At 59.1% G+C, this 17,641-nt stretch carries 13 protein-coding genes; 7 read left to right on the forward strand and 6 right to left on the reverse strand.

Annotated elements, in window-relative coordinates; all coding sequences use genetic code 11:
• Nucleotides 1–257 precede the first annotated feature (257 nt).
• The 6 genes from HHL15_RS25010 to HHL15_RS25035 all read right to left on the reverse strand — a co-directional run bounded on the left by HHL15_RS25010 (nucleotide 258) and on the right by HHL15_RS25035 (nucleotide 7,188).
• Nucleotides 258–1,406: a hypothetical protein gene (locus tag HHL15_RS25010; RefSeq protein ID WP_169148511.1), complete on the reverse strand. Its 1,149-nt coding sequence runs from the start codon at nucleotides 1,404–1,406 to the stop codon at nucleotides 258–260.
• A complete protein-coding gene (locus HHL15_RS25015; RefSeq protein WP_169148512.1) occupies nucleotides 1,406–2,302 on the reverse strand; it encodes an AAA family ATPase in 897 nt (298 codons plus the stop codon). The genes HHL15_RS25010 and HHL15_RS25015 overlap by 1 nt, the downstream gene beginning before the upstream one ends.
• Nucleotides 2,302–2,793 carry an HORMA-1 domain-containing protein gene (locus HHL15_RS25020; RefSeq protein ID WP_169148513.1) on the reverse strand — a complete coding sequence of 164 codons (492 nt, stop codon included), beginning with the start codon at nucleotides 2,791–2,793 and terminating at the stop codon, nucleotides 2,302–2,304. Before HHL15_RS25020 ends, HHL15_RS25015 begins: the two co-directional genes overlap by 1 nt.
• Nucleotides 2,790–3,740 carry a CBASS oligonucleotide cyclase gene (locus HHL15_RS25025; protein WP_169148514.1) on the reverse strand — a complete coding sequence of 317 codons (951 nt, stop codon included), beginning with the start codon at nucleotides 3,738–3,740 and terminating at the stop codon, nucleotides 2,790–2,792. Before HHL15_RS25025 ends, HHL15_RS25020 begins: the two co-directional genes overlap by 4 nt.
• 68 nt (nucleotides 3,741–3,808) lie before the next feature.
• Entirely contained in the window at nucleotides 3,809–6,025 is a 2,217-nt protein-coding gene (locus tag HHL15_RS25030) for a S8 family peptidase (protein ID WP_169148515.1), read from the reverse strand.
• Entirely contained in the window at nucleotides 6,022–7,188 is a 1,167-nt protein-coding gene (locus tag HHL15_RS25035) for an AAA family ATPase (protein WP_169148516.1), read from the reverse strand. The genes HHL15_RS25030 and HHL15_RS25035 overlap by 4 nt, the downstream gene beginning before the upstream one ends.
• 493 nt (nucleotides 7,189–7,681) lie before the next feature.
• On the opposite strand from HHL15_RS25035, the gene trbJ reads away from it, so the two are divergent.
• From trbJ to HHL15_RS25070, 7 genes are all read left to right on the forward strand, one after another.
• Nucleotides 7,682–8,095 (forward strand): P-type conjugative transfer protein TrbJ, encoded by a 414-nt coding sequence (trbJ, locus tag HHL15_RS25040; RefSeq protein ID WP_456243190.1) that lies wholly within the window; start codon nucleotides 7,682–7,684, stop codon nucleotides 8,093–8,095.
• A gap of 86 nt (nucleotides 8,096–8,181) precedes the next feature.
• A complete protein-coding gene (locus HHL15_RS25045) occupies nucleotides 8,182–9,702 on the forward strand; it encodes a sigma-54 interaction domain-containing protein (protein WP_169148517.1) in 1,521 nt (506 codons plus the stop codon).
• 72 nt (nucleotides 9,703–9,774) lie between these two features.
• Nucleotides 9,775–13,206 (forward strand): DEAD/DEAH box helicase family protein, encoded by a 3,432-nt coding sequence (locus HHL15_RS25050; RefSeq protein WP_235943665.1) that lies wholly within the window; start codon nucleotides 9,775–9,777, stop codon nucleotides 13,204–13,206.
• Nucleotides 13,203–13,640, forward strand: coding sequence for a cysteine peptidase family C39 domain-containing protein (locus HHL15_RS25055; RefSeq protein WP_169148519.1), 438 nt, complete (start codon nucleotides 13,203–13,205; stop codon nucleotides 13,638–13,640). Before HHL15_RS25050 ends, HHL15_RS25055 begins: the two co-directional genes overlap by 4 nt.
• Nucleotides 13,637–15,172, forward strand: a complete 1,536-nt coding sequence (locus HHL15_RS25060) for a type I restriction-modification system subunit M (protein WP_169148520.1) — start codon at nucleotides 13,637–13,639, stop codon at nucleotides 15,170–15,172. The genes HHL15_RS25055 and HHL15_RS25060 overlap by 4 nt, the downstream gene beginning before the upstream one ends.
• A complete protein-coding gene (locus HHL15_RS25065; RefSeq protein WP_169148521.1) occupies nucleotides 15,169–16,323 on the forward strand; it encodes a restriction endonuclease subunit S in 1,155 nt (384 codons plus the stop codon). Before HHL15_RS25060 ends, HHL15_RS25065 begins: the two co-directional genes overlap by 4 nt.
• 18 nt (nucleotides 16,324–16,341) lie before the next feature.
• Nucleotides 16,342–17,376, forward strand: a complete 1,035-nt coding sequence (locus HHL15_RS25070) for an AAA family ATPase (protein ID WP_169148522.1) — start codon at nucleotides 16,342–16,344, stop codon at nucleotides 17,374–17,376.
• Nucleotides 17,377–17,641: the final 265 nt, after the last annotated feature.

Consider the following 17,641-nt stretch of genomic DNA (forward strand, 5'->3'; position numbering starts at 1 on the left):
AACACAGCAGCGCGGTGGCCAGATCAAAGATCAAGACCCGGGAGAAAGCGAGGCGGACATCGGGCGCGGCCGAGGATGCTGAACCCTTCTGACGGCGCCCCGGTGCGCCCTCCGCTCCGGGCTCCGCCCTGCGCGGAGGGCGCACCGCCAACACACACCTCGCCATCGACGTGGAAGGAGCTTCCCAGGAAGGGAAAAACCGATAGACTTATCCACAGCAGCCTGAATGACGGGCGGCTATCGTCCCTGGTCAAAATTCAACCGGTACACCTGGTCAGTTTTAAACCGGTACGGACACAATGCGTACGAAACTCGCGACGCCGATCCTCTGCACTACCAGTTGTCTTCCAGTGGTGGCCCGATAGCGAATAGATGTCGAAAGGATGTTCCGTGCCGGCCTTAGCCAGCACCATCGTCGTCAGCCCCCGGCCCAGCGCATAGCCCAGCTCCAAGAAGCAATTGGGGCGTAGGCCGGTGATGTCAGCAAGCACGACGCGACTGCGATGCAGCTTCGTGAAAATCTCCTGATCGATACGGGCATGGTCGTAGGCCTGATTGCCGTCAACGACCGTCAGCTTATACCCCAACTCGCCCTCCATAACCGGCTGCACAACGGTATCGAAGAAATCCTGCACATCGTTGTAGTCGGCGTGCGTCGGATTCAGCAGCCGCACGACGAATGCCTTGGGCGGAACAAGCGCCTCCAGCAGGTCCGACAGATCACGCACACTATCTGTCACATCCTTCCGCGCAGGCATCTCGATACGATTGAGCCAACTGTGCGCAGACGTACCACCTTCCGTCTGAAATAGGCGTTGCGCATTGCTGCCGGTGAGGCCGTATTCAAACAACCGAAGCGCACCGGTGTTCGCTGGCCCTAGCTTCAGGTTCAACGGGATCACCGGCTTGCCGGCGTCGTGGTAGAGATTAGCCAGGAAAAGCACCCCCTCTCCACCGCCAAGTGCGATGAGGATGTCACCGTGCCGCGCCTGCGCTTCCATCCTCTTGCTGTTCATGTTCCAGTGCGCGGCACTTTCGATCTGGATCAGTGCCGAGCCGCGCAGCGCGCCCCAGACTCCTGCGAACTGGTCGGGAATCTGATCTTCGTTCTTGTGATGCTTGACCGCGACCACCAACGGGTTCGGAGCACCCTCGGGACGTGTGTGTAGATTCTTTTGAATCGTGTCCCAGATCAGCCAGTCAAAGCAGATGGGCACGCCATCCGGTCGCGTCTTCTCGGCATCGACCGGGATGACGAAGCTGGCCCCTTTGCGAAGCAGATCCTTGACCAGCACTTCCACAACCTCACGCGCACGGGCCACTTCCTGCGTGGTCGCCGCTGAGGCGTCGACCGCAATGCTGCCGGTGATATGAATACGACGTCCAAACAGTAATGACCGCGCCATCACTGGTCCTCCATGACAGGTGATGGACGCAGTTTCGTTGCCGCGTCGTGAAGATGTTTAAAGGTCAGCGGATCGTCGGGAAAAGCCTGGGCCATGGCGGCTGGATACAGCCTGGTTCGAATGTCCGAGAAGGTCCAACCCGGGCGCTTGCTTTGCGGACCGGTGGTCGCGACGAGTTCATCAATCTGGCGCTCAGTGAGCGCAAGGCCGTCCAGATCCATCTTGAACAATGCGCGCCTCTCTTCGTCACTTGGGCGCTGGAACTCTTCCACCACTGCGGCCCGGCGCTGCAGGGCGGCGTCTAGCACCGACAGACGATTGGTGCACAGGAACACGACCACTCTGCCCGCGAAATGCCTTAGGTCATCCACGCATTGGATCAAAGTGTTGACAGCAACCTTATCCTCGTGGTGGCTATGCTCTTGCGAGCGGGACGCTGCAAGTGAGTCCCCCTCGTCGATTACGAGGACAGCACGACGCGTCTTGCCTGCCGACTGCGTGACTTCGTGGAACGCCTGGGTCAACAAGGTTCCCATTTCTCCAACTTTTCCACTGCCACGCACACGGTTGCTGAGCTTGAACAGCAAGGAATCTTCGGTGCGTGATTCTCTCGCGAGGCGATTGGCGATGCACTCGGCCGTCGCCGTCTTGCCGGTACCGACATCCCCATGAAAGATCACGAGTGGATACTGCTCGGCCACCAAATCGCAGATCGTAAGCTTTTGACGATGGTGCTTCTTGCTCCATGCCGCGAGTTCGCCGAGGTTGAGCAGGAGCCGTAACTGATCGTGAATCTTCTGATAGCGCGCGTCGAAACCCAACAGCGTCTTCTCACGTGCCGCCAAGCGAGCGTCCGGCAGGGGAATCTTGCCGTCGAAAATGTTCTGCTGGCCCATTAACTGAAATCCCTTCGCTGCATGCCGTAGCCATTGCTGGCGTAATCACGGCTAGCGCTGGATGTCAGGGTGGAGTGGCTGGTATTGGCACTGGTCGGCACCCAACCGATGCGCAGCTTGCCACCCATCTTCTCTTTCGCCGCCGCGTCGTACGCAGCGGTGTAGTACAGAACAATTCGCAAGTTTGGATTGGGAACCTTCGGCCACAGCACCCCACCAGGACGGCTCATCGTGAAGTCGCCGGCCTCCGTGTTCACCTCGAAGCGGGTGGCCTTTTGCTCGACTCCATTGCTCATCAGCGTGAGGTCAACCATCCGCAGGTAGCCATTCTTGGCCAGAGCTTCGATGTCATGGCCCCAATCGCGCGCCTTGTCCTCCGTTACGGCACCGGAGCTGCTGGCAATCATCACCAGATCCGCCGTCACGCGACGCATGACGACTTCAACATCGGCGACGGAGTAGGTTTCAGTGGCGCTATACGTTTGACTCATGCTTCTTCCTTGACTTTGAACCGTGGTCCAAACAGTTCCTTCCAGATCTCGATGTCGTCCTCGGTCGACGCAAAGTTGGCTGTCTCCCAAGCCTCCGTGGCGGCCGCGACGATTTCCAGGCGCTCGTCTTCTGAGATTCGGCTGGTCACGTTGTTGGTGCTGCAAACCGGATCGAGGATCACGACTGGATCGGAGAACGCAGGAGAAACCTTGCCGTTCTCTGGGAACGTGATGACTTCCTTAAGCCCGGACTGCGCGATGTACAACAGGAAATCCCGGAAGCGCTTCTCGATCGATCCATCCTTGCCACTCTTGGCCAGGAGGTGCGCCATGATCAGCTCGATGGCGAACGATTTCAGCGGCTTCAGCTCAACTCGATTGCGCCACTTCTTAGCAAGCCGAACGAGGGTGCGAAAGTCGCCGTCTACATCCTTGCGATCGCGTACGAATTTGATCTGGCAAGGCGCGCAGGTCTGTACCTTGGTGTTGTCGTGAATATCGAACTGCCAGCCGTAGCCCGGCCTCGCGGGGTCTTCGATGACGGGCACGATGTCCACGCTCAGCCCGGAGCCGACGAAGGTAACCGTTGCCGCCTTGCGCTGGATCTCAAAGTCTTCGACGGCCTTGTTCGGATACAGCTTGATCAATGCGTCGTAGATCAGCTGGCTCAGGCTCGTGAGCGTTTCCTTGTCGACACTGCGCCCGGAGATGTAGAACACCACGTCGACGTCCACCGGATCTTCCGACGTTTTGCGCAGGATTGTGTACTTCGCGAACGATCCGGCCTTGACCACCTTCGTGATCTTGATCTCGCTTTGATCCTTCAGCCGCTTGCTGAGTTCGGTCACGAGTCTGTCTACCTGCTCGTGGTACTCCTTACGTTTGTCGGCAGGCAAACGCAGAACGTTGCTGTCGTAGTAACGAATTTCTGTATTGTTCAGGGACACATTTTCCCCCAGCTTCTGTGCTCACAAGTTTTGAAGTGATTGCGCATCGACGTTGCCTAGCTTGAGGGCTAGACGCGAATCGGCAGCGATATCTGCGGCTGAATCGGCACCAGCGTTTTCGCGTAGGCACGCAAGATTTCGTTGTAGAGGTCAACATGCTTCGGCGCTTCTACTGTGATGATCAGCGCGTAGCGAATCTTCTCGGCACCCGTTGCGCGAGCACCTGCTTCGCGGGCGTTGTAGTGGATGTCGAAGACCGGATTCTTGAGGCTGCTGCCACGCATGCTTTTTGCGCCGTGCAAGACGGTTTCCCACTTGCCCATGTCGGAACGCCGCTCTTCCTCGGTCGCGTACTTCTTCATGTCGAAGAAGCCTCTTGTGTCGGCGTTGGCCTTGCCGTCCTTGATCTTCTCGTCGTTGGGGCGGAACACCGTCTCCAACCCGGCGCGGGTATAGGCAGCTGCATCCTGCGGATCGGTCGGCGAGGCGTAGCAAAAGGTGGCCTTGAGGCGGATGTTGCCGTTGAGACCGCTTGCCGGCAGCGGCAGCGAGGCGCGCAGGTATTTGCCGGGCTTCAGTTCCCCTTGATAGACCACGCGTGCCACCCCTTCCGGACAGGTGATGATGCTCATCAAGTCTTCGGGCACCTTGCCCCAACCCACCTCCAGCTTGTCGTGCTCCAGGGGCTCGGCGGCATGGACCAGGAGCGCTTTGATCGCCAACGGGGTCAGCTCGGTGCCCAGGATGGCGCGGATACCGACTGCACTGCGCAACAGATAAGGTGAAGCGAAGCTGGTCCCCAGTTGCGGCAGGAGCGCGGGCTTCTTGCCTGAAGCCAGTACATGAAAATACTTCGCTGCATCGCCGCCGAACGCCATCAAATCCGGCTTCACGACGCCGGGGCTGCGACCCGGACCGATCGCGCTATAGGGGGCACGGGCCCAGCCCGCTTCCGTATCGTTCGAGGCGCCGACCGCCAACGCATTGACGCAGTCCGAGGGCACCTGCACACGAGCGTTGCCCGACAGCCGGTCTCTTTCACCGTTGTTGCCGATCGCGACTGTCATCAACGTGTCGCCGTCGCTCAGCAGATCGTCGATGACCGAGGTCCAGGCATGAACATCGGTGTCCTCGATCGGCAAGTCCGGACCGAGGCTGAGGTTCACGAATTGGTACTGACGCGACAGCAAGACTTGCTCGACGAAGCCCAGCGTTCTATACAGTTCCAACGGATCTTCAGTCTCGGCATCCTTGTCGAGCACGCGCAGATGATCGACGTAGGCGAACGGCCGGGCAGCGGCACCAGTCGGCTGGATCGGGCCGAACAAGAATGCCGAAGTGACCGCCAAGCCATGCTCGAGGCCTTCAGGATCGTCGCCCGCGTCTTCGTCGAGAACGCGGTACGAACGGAGCCACGGGCCGATCGCGTGCTGCTTCGGCAAACCGCCGTCGAGAATGGCGACCTTCGGTTCTGAGGACAGTGGCTGTTCCGTCGGGAGGCTGCAGCCGACCGAAACCCCTCCGGTGCGATTCACCGGCCGCATGCCGCGGAGCTTGGGCACGGGCCGGATGACGCGCACGAACACGAACTCGGCGAGTCTCTCGACATCACCATGCTTGCCTTCGACAGGGACAAACCAGAGGTTGCCCGCCATGAAACCGAGATCGCTGTGAACTTTGACATCCACACCCTTGGCGTATCGCACAAAGGCCCGCTGGACGAACAAGCGGTCTTCATCGGGTAGCAGATGAACCCCTACTTCGAAAAAGCGATCTTTCTTGCTGCCGTAGTTCGCGATTCGTTCTTTGGGTGCGAAGACGGAGAACTTTTCGATATGCGCAAGGTCCTGCGCCTCATCGGATTCGGCTTCAATCTCGCGCGTCCAGCCCTTGAGGTTGCGGAAGGCCTGACGCTTGCCAGCGACGAACAGTTCGGTGGTTGTGCATTCCTGTGGCGCGCCCTTCTTGGTCCAGCCGTCAGGAGTCACCTTCACCGTTCGGCTGCCGACCGACTCCAGACCCACGGTGCGCAGCATTGCAACCGGGAAGAATGACCGCGCGATGTAGCTCGGATTCATCGTCAGCCGCGCAACGCCGAAGTCGCCAGGACAGGCCTCTGGTGGCAAGGCGTCCAGCGCCGTCGCGGTTGCGGAGAACTGTGGCGTGAGGCGTCCTGCGGCTTCCTGCAAGGAGTAAACCTCAGCCTTGCCGGGCTTGCGCTTTGGTCCCTTGATATCGTGGGTCAGCAGTTCGCCGCGCCCGATAAGGAAATTGGTTTGGCTCATGCGTCAGGCTTCCCCTTCGAGGTCTTTTTCGCGGCAGGTGGCTGCTCGTTCGTGTACTTCCGGATGGTGTCGCGACTCACACCGGTGATTTCAGAGACGGTGTGCTGCGACAGACGCGTCTGCTTTGCCAGCAACACGGCCAGATCGATGCGGGCCTGCCGATCCAGAACGAGCGCACGCGATTTGATGAACTCTTCAATGAGATCGGCATCCGAGGCCGTGCCCAGCGCTACCGCGCGGCGGAAACGCTGAAGGTCCCGTTCGATGTCGCTGAACGACTCACCGTTGAATGCAAAGGTCAGGATGTCGATCCAGCGACCGAACAGCGCGTAGTCCGGCCCCAGAAAGCGCTTGATCGCTGACTTGACAGCCGACATTTCCGGCGCTTTGAACGTGATCACTAGATCGAAGCGGCGCCACAGCGCAGGGTCGATGAGTTCAGAGTGGTTGGTGGCGGCAAGCAACAGTCCGGTGGCTGGCCATTCGTCGACTTCTTGCAGGATGACGGTGACCAGGCGCTTCAGTTCGCCGATATCGGTATCGTCACTGCGGCGCTTGGCGATGGCATCGATCTCATCCAGCAACAACACGCACGGACTGCGTTTCGCGAAGTCGAGTGCCGTGCGCAGATTGGCCCCACTTCGGCCGAGCAAACTGCTCATGACAGCGGTCAGATCCAGCACGTACAGCGGCACACCCAGTTGTGAGGCAAGCCAGCGCGCAGTCAATGTCTTCCCGACGCCGGGTGGCCCCACAAAGATGGCGGAACGCGTCGGGCTCAATCCCATCGATGCCAAGCGTTCCGTCTGGAGCCGCTCCTGGATCAATTGGCTCAACGTCTGCTCAAGGTCGACCGACAGCAAGGGCTGCTCTCTATCGGGCGTGTCCTTGAAAACTTTCAGCAAGGACAGCCGCGACTCGTCATCAACCGGCAAAGCATGCGCGGGCGTCGCAGGCGGAGTGGCCTTGCGCATGGGCGCGCTCGTTCGAGGCATCTTCGCACGCAGGTAAAGGTCCATCTGCTCCGCCAGCTCGGGATCGGTGTTGCGGTACTTCCGAACGAGCCTGGCCACGAACAGGCGCACATCCTCAATCTGCTCGGCGAGCGCCAGGCGGACCACCTGGGCTAAATCAGAATGTGATTCGTTCATTTCGTCCAACATTTACATAACTCATTAATTTTCAACATTTCTTTTAAAAATATTAATGGACTAATTGATTGTATATAGTTTTCATCCGGTTGTGAAGGCAGTCGATCGGAGGAAGAGCGCCGATGCCTGCAACGGCTGACGCGTCACGGGGTCAAGTCCTCGGTTCGGCGGGGAAGCAAACATCCCGGCGTATCGCTATCGGGCTTGCGGGGCGCAGCCCCCCTGCTTCGTGCCGAATCACGGCCATCCGGCTTCGATCCCTGACGCCTTCGGCTCCGACGGGCTTGCGCGCTGTGCTCGCCTCCAGGGGATCGGCTGGCAGCCCATCCCCGCCGCGCGTCGCTTGGCGCCCCTGAACGGCCGCCGACCAGACTGCGTCTGATCGGCCCGAAACGAAGTCACCAAAAGACCTGCCAGTGACTACTTAGCTCGATCGCGTTCACGCTGACGAAGCCGCTTCACGTACGGGCCGTCGACCAGGTCGCTGCCGCCATCGCGGCCATACATTTGCAATGCCACTGCCCATGCGCAATGGGTTGTGGTCGATCCCACGAACCTCGTGCAGAACACGCTAACCGCGATCCGCACGCTGGAGCAGATCAACAACCAGATCCAGCAGCTCCAGAACGAAGCGCAGATGCTGATGAACCAGGCGCGCAACCTCGCCAGCCTGCCGTCCAGCGTGGTGGGCCAGTTGCGCGCCAACCTGGCGACGACCGAGCGGCTGATCGCGCAGGCCATGGGCTTGGCCTACGACGTGAGGAACCTGGATCGGGAGTTCCAGCGCCTGTATCCCGAGCAGTACGCCGCCAACGTCAGCGGCGACCAGATGTACCGCGACGCGCAGGAGCGCTGGAGGAACACGCTCAATGGCCTGCAAGCCACCATGCGGATGCTTGCTGGAGCAGAGCGGACGTAAGATGCCAAGCATCAGCGAGCTGACCTTGGTGAGCGCAAGATAAAAAATATTATCTATTTTGGCCCTGAGGACTTTACCATCTCGTCATGAGTAAAAGATCATGGTTCATCTCTTGGGTGGGCAAGGCTGACCACGATTGCGCTGAGGGCTTGCGGGGTGACGACCTCGGCCCGGTCGCCTCCGCCATCAAAGCACACGCACCTTTCGACAAGATCTGTCTGCTTACGAACTACGAGTTTGATCGCACCAAGGCCTACTGCGCCTGGCTGGAGAAGACTACTGGCTGCGTCGAAACCGACCTGTTTGGGGTTGAACTCAGCAGCCCGACGAATTACGCCGAGATCTACGAGCAGGTTAGCCGCGAACTCAAAGCCCTCCGCCTGCCAAATGACGCTATTGAGCTCACTTTCCATTTGAGCCCTGGCACGCCAGCCATGACGGCCATCTGGATCATCCTGGCAAAGACGCGCTTCCCAGCCAAACTGATCCAGACCTCCAAGGAGAACGGGCTGGAGTCGGTCGATTTCATCTTCGACCTGGCGAACGAATATCTGCCCGAATTCCTTCAGCGCAGCAGCGAGCGTATCGAACGACTCAGCAGCGCCACTCCAACGGCCCCCGAGTTCTCAAAGCTGATTCACCGCAGTCCGGTCATGCGCGAGCAAATCCAGCTCGCACAGAAGATTGCCGCCCACGAAGTCCCTGTACTGATTCTGGGCGAGACCGGCACCGGCAAGGAGCTCTTTGCGGAGGCCATTCATGCCGCCAGTCGCCGAACCGGCAAGCCCTTCATCGCCGTCAATTGCGGCGCCATGCCCAAAGACCTCGCCAACTCCGAACTCTTCGGCCACAAGAAAGGTGCCTTCACCGGGGCGGATTCGGCCCGCCCCGGCCACTTTCGCGAGGCCGAAGGCGGTACGCTGTTTCTGGACGAGATCGGCGACTTGCCGCTCGATTCACAAGTGCGCCTGCTGCGTGCCTTGCAGCAGAGGGAAATCACACCGCTGGGCGAGTCAAAGCCCGCCAAGGTGAATGTGCGCATCATCGCCGCCACCCACCGCGACCTCGCCAAGGATGTCGCGGAAGGACGCTTCCGCGAAGACCTCTTTCATCGCCTCGCCGTCGGCATCCTTAATTTGCCGCCGCTCCGCGAGCGCGATGGCGATCTTGATCTGTTGATTGACGACTTGCTCGACCAGATCAATCGCGATGCCACCGAAACCCCAGAGGCGCAACATAAAAAACTTTCTCAGGCAGCAAGAAATCTTCTTGTCTCACACGGCTGGCCCGGCAACATCCGCGAGCTCTATCACACGCTGCTGCGCTCAGCGATCTGGTCTTCCAGCGCCACGATTGAAGAGGCGGACATCCAGCGTTCGCTGCTGGATGTCCGCAAAAACAATGTAGGCTTGCTTGATCGCCCACTGGGAAAGGGCTTTGATTTACAAGAGCTTCTGGACGAAATTTCGCGCCATTACATTGACCGGGCACTGCAACAAAGTGGCCACAAGAAGAAGCGCGCAGCCGAGCTGCTCGGCTTCTCGAACTACCAAACCTTGAGTAACTGGGCCGGCCGTCTCGGCGTAGGGCTTGACGAAAAAGACTGATAACGGGGGCTGGCACGGTTCTCGCGGATAGAGATGCAATCTGATCCGCCGCGAAGACCACCAGACATGCTGATGCAAAACATCAAATCGCTGAATTTCGAACCGCTCAGGCCCAACTACCCCGAGCTCGCCAACATGGGGGGCTACGCGGAGCACTACGCCTGGTCGGATGCCGAAAGTGCGCTGGTCAAACTGCGTAACTTCGCCGAGCGCATGGTAGATGTGATCTACATGCGCTTGCGCCTGCCGCAAGCGCCGCAATCCACCTTCGTCGACCTGCTCAAGAACGATAGCTTCCGTATGGTTGCTGACGCTCTGGTGCAAGACAAACTCCACCTTATCCGCCGCCTAGGCAACCGTGCCGCGCATGGTGAAGACGTCACCGTCTCCGATGCCCTGCGCTGCGTGCGTGAAGCCTGGCAGCTGGCCCGCTGGTTGCACGTCTCCCAACTTCAAGGGCAGGTTGCTGACTTCACCGACTTCGTCGAGCCCCAACAAGGCGGCATTGACGGCAAGGCCGAGATCAAGCGCATTGCCAAGAAACTCGAAGAAGACAACGCAATAAAGGAAGCGCGCATCCGCGAGATGCTCGAAGAATTGCAGGCTTTGCGCGACAACGAGCAGACTCTGCGGGCGCAAATCAGCGCCAGCAACCAGCCGCTTCCCGCCGCGGAGCTCGAAGACATTAGCAACGCAGCGCTGGCCGCCACCAAGCAACTCCACTTCTCGGAAGACAACACCCGCAAGTGGCTCATCGACCGCGACTTGCGCATGGGGGGCTGGGCAGTCGGCCACGACGGTGCCAACACACCGCAGGTCGGGCAAGAAGTTGAAGTCCTGCACCAGGGCACTCCGTCCGGCCTCGGCTATGCCGACTACGTGCTTTGGGACGACAACGGCAAGCCGCTCGCCGTCGTCGAGGCCAAGAAGGCCATCATCAGCGCCACCCAGGGCCAGCAGCAGGCCAAGGACTACGCCGATGGCCTGGAGGAGATGCACGGCCAGCGCCCAATGATTTTCTACACCAACGGCCACGACATCTGGTTGTGGGACGACGCAGGTGGCTACCCACCGCGCAAGCTCTACGGTTTCTTCAGCAAAGACACCTTGCAATACCGTATTGGCTTCCGGCGCCGCGAGCAGCGCGATCTGCTCACCCTCACCCCGGATCCCAGCATCGCGGGCCGCCTCTACCAGATCGAAACCCTGCGCCGAGTGCAGGAGCGCTTTGCCGCCCGTCACCGCAAGGCACTGGTCGTGCAAGCCACCGGCACCGGCAAGACCCGTGTGGCTATCTCGCTCGCCAAACTGCTCATCGAAGCCTGCTGGGCCAAGCGCGTGCTCTTCCTGTGCGACCGCCGCGAGCTGCGTAAGCAGGCCAAGAACGCCTTCAACGATTTCCTTAAGGAACCGCTTTACGTCATCGGACAGAAGAACGACGTCGCCAAGCAGGATGCCCGCATCTACATCGGTATCTACCAGGGGCTGATCAACGATTACGAAACTTTCGACGTCGGCTTCTTCGATCTCATCATTGCCGACGAATCCCACCGCTCGGTCTACAACCTTTACGGTGACATTTTCCGCTACTTCGACGCACTCCAGGTCGGCCTCACCGCCACCCCGGTCGAGATGGTCAGCCGCAGCACCTGCCAGCTCTTCGGCTGCGACTACAAAACGCCCACCGCCAACTACACGTTGGAGCAGGCCGTCGCCCAGGGCAACCTTGTGCCCTACCGCATCGTTGCCCACACCACCAAATTCCTGCGCGATGGCATCAAGGCCGCACACCTCAGCGACGAACAGGTCGCCCAGCTCGAAGACCAGGGCATCGACCCGAATACGCTCGATTTCGATGCCGAAGAGATCGACAAGGCCATCTTCAACAAGGACACCAACCGCGTCATCCTGCGCAACCTCATGGAGCGCGGCATCCGCGACGCTGATGGCCAGCTCCCCGGCAAGAGCATCATCTTCGCCCGCAACATCGACCACGCCCGCCTGCTGCATAGCCTCTTCGACGAGATGTATCCGCAGTTCGCCGGTAAGTTCTGCGCCGTGATCCACTCCAAGGAGCCCCGCGCCGAACAGCTCATCGACGATTTCAAGGGTGGTGAGAACTGCAAGAACGACCAGCTGCGCATCGCCATCTCGGTCGACATGCTCGACACCGGCATCGACGTGCCCGAAGTCGTCAACCTCGTCTTCGCCAAGCCGGTCAAATCCAAGGTCAAGTTCTGGCAGATGATCGGGCGTGGCACCCGCCTTTGCCAGAACCTGTTTGGCATGGGGCAACACAAGACCGAATTTCTCATCTTCGACCACTGGGCCAACTTTGCCTACCACGAGATGAATGCCGACGAAATCGAGCCCGCGGCGGCGAAGCCCCTCACCCAGCGCCGCTTTGAAGCCCGCATCGAACTCGCCCGGCTCGCCCTCAAGCGCTCCGAGCTGGACGCCTTCGCCAGCCTCACTGCCCTGCTGAAGCAGGATGCCGACGCGCTCGACGACGGCAGCATCGCCATCCGGGACAACTGGCAAGCCGTGCAACTTGCCCGCGATGCCACCGCGCTCGACCAGTTCGCCCCAGCCACCGTTCAGGTACTGGCCGACAACGTCGCCCCTCTGCTCAATGCGCTTGACGTGCGCGGCCAGGGCGACGCCCTGCGTTGGGACCTGCTCCTCGCCAAGGCGCAGGAGGCGGCGCTCACCAAGCCCGGCCAGGAGAACTCGCTCAAGCACGAAATCCTCGCGCTGCTCGACCGTCTGCCCGCCAACCTCAGCCAGGTGCGCGCCAAGGCCGCCGCGCTTAAGGAAATCCGGAGCGATGCCTTTTGGCAGGACGCCAACTTCATCAAGCTCGAAGCCAAGCGCATTGAACTCCGCGACATCGTGTACCTCGCCGAACCACCTCCGCCACCACCTCCGATGCCCACGCCTGTGCTGGACGTCAAGGAAGACGTCGCCGAATACCGCGTCGAAGAAATCCAGAGCAAGGTCAAGAGCATCGACGCTCGCATCTACCAGCAGAAGGTCGAAGCCACGCTGCGCCAGCTCTTCGGCTCAGACCCCGTGCTCACCAAGATTCGCAACGGCGAGTCGGTCAGTGAGGCAGAGCTGGAACAGCTCAACAGCCTGATCCACACCCACAACCCGAATGTTGATCTACACACCCTCGCCGAGTTCTATGCCGACACCGCCGTGCCGCTCGCCCAGATCTTGCGCAGCCTCGTCGGCATGGATGGCACAGCCGTCGAAGCCCGCTTCACCGCCTTCGCCCAGAGGCACCCGCTCACATCCACCCAGCTCCGTTTTCTGGACATGCTCAAGGAGCACATTGCACTCGTCGGCAGCATCCGTCTTGAGCAACTCTTCCAGGCCCCCTTCACGCGCATCCACGACGAAGGTATTACCGGCGTGTTCAGCCTTGACGGACAGCTCGACGAGCTGATTGGCATCGTGCGGAGTTTCGGCGAGCCGCCTGCAGAGCGAGGTCAAGTATGAAACGAGTCATACAAGAGGATTCGACGGGATGCGGTTTGGCGTGTATCGCGATGATCGTTGGCACACGGTACAAAACGATCAAGAAACAGGCTCATGAACTCCTACATGATTGGCCGTCCAGATCGCGTTCGTTCTACACCGAGGCAGCGCATCTGAAAACGCTCCTGAAAGCCCACAGCATTGAATATGGCAACTACCGCCGAACAGATAACTGGCCTCAGATCAAGGTCGAGTTGGCGATTGCAGCGATCAACCTCCGGAAAAATGGTAACTGGCACTGGGTTGTATTCAAGCAGCAGAACAACGATGCCTACATTCTTGACCCACGCTCCAAACAAGAAAAACGCAGAGATTTTAGGCGCGCAAGACTTCACGCCTATCTGCCTATTCGATTCACTGAACACATCGACGTACTGACACACAAAAAACCATGATCACCGGCGAACTCAAGAACCGCATCGATGGCCTCTGGACCGATTTCTGGACTGGCGGCATCACCAACCCCCTTACCGTGATTGAGCAGATCACCTTTCTCATGTACGCCCGCATGCTCGACATGGCCGAGCGCCGCGACGAGCGCATGAGCAAGGTCGCCGGCAAGAGCTTCAAGCCCCGCTTCACGGCCGACGAGCAAACCTGCCGCTGGGAAACCTGGCGCCACTACGGCGCCGAAAAAATGCTGCCGCATGTGCGCGACCGCGTCTTCACCCACTTCCGACGCCTCGCGGCCGAGGCCGGCGACAACCCCTTCGCCGAATTCATGAAAGACGCCCAGCTCATGATCCAGAAGCCCACGCTGCTGGTCAAAGCCGTCTCCATGATCGGCGATCTCCCGCTAGAGCGCGGCGACACCAAGGGCGACCTCTACGAATACCTGCTCAGCAAACTGACTACCGCCGGCATCAACGGCCAGTTCCGCACCCCGCGCCACATCATCCGCATGATGGTCGAGCTGATGGCTCCGCAGCCCACTGACCGCATCTGCGACCCCGCCTGCGGCACGGGCGGATTTCTTTCCGTGAGCTACGACTACCTGCTTGAGAAAAACTCCAGCTCCGCTGGCACCCACACTGAAGTCATTGATGGTGAAACCGTCATCCTCTACAGCGGCGATTTACTTGTGCAAAACGGTCATCGCGAACACGTGGATACCGACATGTTCCACGCCTTCGATTTCGACGCCACCATGCTGCGCATCGCAACCATGAACCTAGTCATGCACGGCGTCGCCAAGCCGGACGTGCACTACCAGGACACCCTCAGCCAGAAATTCGAAGAACGTTATCCCCACGCCGCCAAAAGCGGCTTCGACCTCATCCTTGCCAACCCGCCCTTCAAGGGCAGCCTGGACGAGCAGGACGTCGCACCCGACATCCTCCGCACCGTCAAGACCAAGAAGACCGAACTTCTCTTCGTTGCCCTCATCCTGCGCATGCTCAAGGTGGGGGGGCGCAGCGCCACCATCGTTCCCGATGGCGTGCTCTTCGGTTCCAGCAAAGCCCACGTGCAGTTACGCAAACACCTGGTGGAAGATAACCAGCTTGAGGCCGTGATCTCGCTACCCTCAGGCGTCTTCAAACCCTACGCCGGCGTCTCCACCGCAATCATCATCTTCAGCAAGGGTGGCAAGACCGACGAAGTTTTCTTCTACGACGTCGAGGAAGACGGCTTCTCGCGGGACGACAAACGCCAGCCCATCAAGAACAACGACCTCCCCGACGTGCTCGCCCAATGGCAGCAATGGTGCGACCGCAAGACAGAGATCACCGACCGCACGCAGAAAGCCTTCAGCGTGCCGCTCGCTGACATCGTCGCGCAGAACTACGACCTCTCCATCAACCGCTACAAGCAGCAGGTGCATGTAGCCGAGCAGCATGAAGACCCGCGTGACATTCTCAAGCGTCTGATGGACCTGGAGAGCGAGATTCAGAAGGAACTGGCGGAGTTGCAGGGGATGCTGGGATGAGCCAACAGCCAGTTTCGCTGGGACGGAACCTTGACCCAGTCAGGTGTGTGTCTCCGTCGGAGCTCTTCGGAGACGAACACTTCACGTACATCGACATCGGTGCGATAAACCGAGAGGATCGGCTGATCGCAAACGTTCAAAGAATTGCGGTTCAGGAGGCTCCTAGTCGAGCGCGCCAGCTTGTGCAGTCTGGCGATATTCTTGTCTCTACTGTCAGGCCCAATCTGAACACCGTTGCAATGGTTCCCGGCGACTTGGATGGAGCAATCGCATCAACCGGCTTCTGTGTGCTCAGAGCAAACAAGAATCTTGATCGAAGGTATCTGTTCCACTGGGTGTCCTCCGAGAACGTCGTGCGACATTTGTCAGCTGTTGCGACTGGGGCCAGCTATCCGGCTGTGTCCGAAAAGATCATCAAGTCAATGCCTGTGAATTTTCCGTGCATTGAAGAACAAAAACGCATTGCCGCCATTCTCGACAAGGCCGACAGCCTGCGCCGCAAACGCCGGCAAGCCATCCACCTCGCCGACGACTTCCTCCGCGCCGTTTTCCTCGAAATGTTTGGTGATCCTGTTACTAATTCCAGGAAATGGCCTGAGAAGGAAATTTATGAAATTGCAAAGGTCATCACGGGCAATACTCCTTCACGAGAAACGCCGGAGAATTTTGGGTCGACCATCGAGTGGATCAAGTCCGACAACATCAATACGCCAAGCCATTGGCTGACCAAGGCCGCGGAAGGTCTTTCCGAACAAGGACTCCGCCTCGGCCGCACTGCTCCTGCGGGCTCTACCTTGATGACATGCATTGCTGGCACCCCATCCTGCATTGGCAATGTCGCGATGGCTGATCGCCAGGTCGCTTTTAATCAGCAAATTAATGCTCTCACTCCTTTTGAAGGGACCGAGCCGGAATTTCTCTATGGCTTGCTGCTTTACTCAAAACAGCGAATCCAAGATGCCTCAACCAACTCGATGAAAGGCATGGTGAGTAAAGGTGCCCTCGAGCGAGTTCGCCTAATTTGGCCTACCGCGGACTTGCAGTCTTCGTATGCCATGGCCTTTAGGAAAATAACGACCCTTTGTGAAAAGCAGCTCGAGTCCGACTCTGCTCCACTATTTTCATCACTTCAAGACAGTCTGCTGTCCTGAATTCACGTCAAGCGACCCATGCGCTCACTCATCAAATCCATCTCCCTGAAGAATTTCAAAGGATTCTCCGAAGAGGTTCACATCGACTTGCGCCCGATCACGCTGCTCTTCGGCGCCAACAGCGCCGGCAAGAGCACGATCCTGCAGTCACTTCAACTTGTTCGCGAAGTTCTGGAGCATGGCTCACCGGATGTTGACTCAACCCTACAGGGAGGCAAAGCAGTTGATCTGGGCGGATTCCGAAACTTTGTTCATAGACATGATACCGGCCGCGTAATTGAAATCGGATTCGGCATGGAACTCGGAGACGAATCCTTGCCTGAACTCGCCGGTGACGCTATCGAAGACCTGTCGCTGGCTGATGCCGAGGTGTGGCGCTTTCATGAAACACTAGATTCAATTCGGGCCTGTGTTTCAACCCTAGAGGTCAAGCTGAGCATGTCATGGAGCGATCTGCGTAATGAAGCAGTCGTTAGCGCCTACAAGTTAGGCTTCAACAGCATCTGGTGCGTCGAAATTTCGACCGGAGCCGATGGCAGACAACCACTCTTGCGGATGAACGCAAGCCATCCCATTTTTCTAGCGAATGGCATCGAAGGGGAGGCCTTGTTTCAAGAACTGGCGGACTGGGTTCGCCCGCGCCAGGACACCGAGGCATTCCGCACAGAGCTGGGCCTCACCGCTGATGAGAGTAATGGCGAGGAGGCTCCAGAGATTCCGCCTTCTGTTCTTCTCGCTGTGCTGGAAGTTGTTCGTACCGCATCTGCGGATAGTCCAAACCCTGGATTCGTAACATGGCTTCAGCGATTCAAAGGCGCCATACCCGAGCTCGACCGGCAGATCATGATTCCAGCGAGCAACCCGGAATCAGCCAAGGACATATTCATACTGCAGGCGTTCGCCGGCTTCATGTCCTGGATGCTGGTCGGCCCCTTGCGGCTGCTGCGCGAGCAGTTGGAAAAGTCCCGTTACCTTGGCCCACTGCGTTACATTCCACCCCGTGGCTTTGAAGCCTCGCTCACTGTCACCGACCGGCACATTGGAGCCAGTTGATGATCGGCACAATGGAGCCACCTTGTGACCGGCACATTGGAGCCACTCCGTGATCGGCGTAATGGAGCCACCCACGGATCGGCACATAGGCGCCAGCGCCGGATCGGCGTAATGGAGCCAGTCTCACTCTGACGGACGTCTCGACCTTGAGCGGTCCATCGCTACCCTGCCGGGTTTGGCAGGAGAAAGCCGGTGGCCCGCAGGAGTATCGAGATGCACGAGTACCGCCAGGCCCTGATGCGTTTGCGTCAGGGCGACTCGGAGC

The sequence above is a fragment of the Zoogloea dura genome, from assembly GCF_012927165.1.
In the GTDB taxonomy this organism is placed as follows: domain Bacteria; phylum Pseudomonadota; class Gammaproteobacteria; order Burkholderiales; family Rhodocyclaceae; genus Zoogloea; species Zoogloea dura.

What these genes read in the sequence shown, in the direction of transcription:
- HHL15_RS25010 (WP_169148511.1), bottom strand. Translation starts at nt 1,406, where the DNA reads ATGGCGCGGTCATTACTGTTTGGACGTCGTATTCATATCACCGGCAGC.
- HHL15_RS25015 (WP_169148512.1), bottom strand. Translation starts at nt 2,302, where the DNA reads ATGGGCCAGCAGAACATTTTCGACGGCAAGATTCCCCTGCCGGACGCT.
- HHL15_RS25020 (WP_169148513.1), bottom strand. Translation starts at nt 2,793, where the DNA reads ATGAGTCAAACGTATAGCGCCACTGAAACCTACTCCGTCGCCGATGTT.
- HHL15_RS25030 (WP_169148515.1), bottom strand. Translation starts at nt 6,025, where the DNA reads ATGAGCCAAACCAATTTCCTTATCGGGCGCGGCGAACTGCTGACCCAC.
- HHL15_RS25035 (WP_169148516.1), bottom strand. Translation starts at nt 7,188, where the DNA reads ATGTTGGACGAAATGAACGAATCACATTCTGATTTAGCCCAGGTGGTC.
- HHL15_RS25045 (WP_169148517.1), top strand. Translation starts at nt 8,182, where the DNA reads ATGAGTAAAAGATCATGGTTCATCTCTTGGGTGGGCAAGGCTGACCAC.
- HHL15_RS25050 (WP_235943665.1), top strand. Translation starts at nt 9,775, where the DNA reads ATGCAAAACATCAAATCGCTGAATTTCGAACCGCTCAGGCCCAACTAC.
- HHL15_RS25055 (WP_169148519.1), top strand. Translation starts at nt 13,203, where the DNA reads ATGAAACGAGTCATACAAGAGGATTCGACGGGATGCGGTTTGGCGTGT.
- HHL15_RS25060 (WP_169148520.1), top strand. Translation starts at nt 13,637, where the DNA reads ATGATCACCGGCGAACTCAAGAACCGCATCGATGGCCTCTGGACCGAT.
- HHL15_RS25065 (WP_169148521.1), top strand. Translation starts at nt 15,169, where the DNA reads ATGAGCCAACAGCCAGTTTCGCTGGGACGGAACCTTGACCCAGTCAGG.
- HHL15_RS25070 (WP_169148522.1), top strand. Translation starts at nt 16,342, where the DNA reads ATGCGCTCACTCATCAAATCCATCTCCCTGAAGAATTTCAAAGGATTC.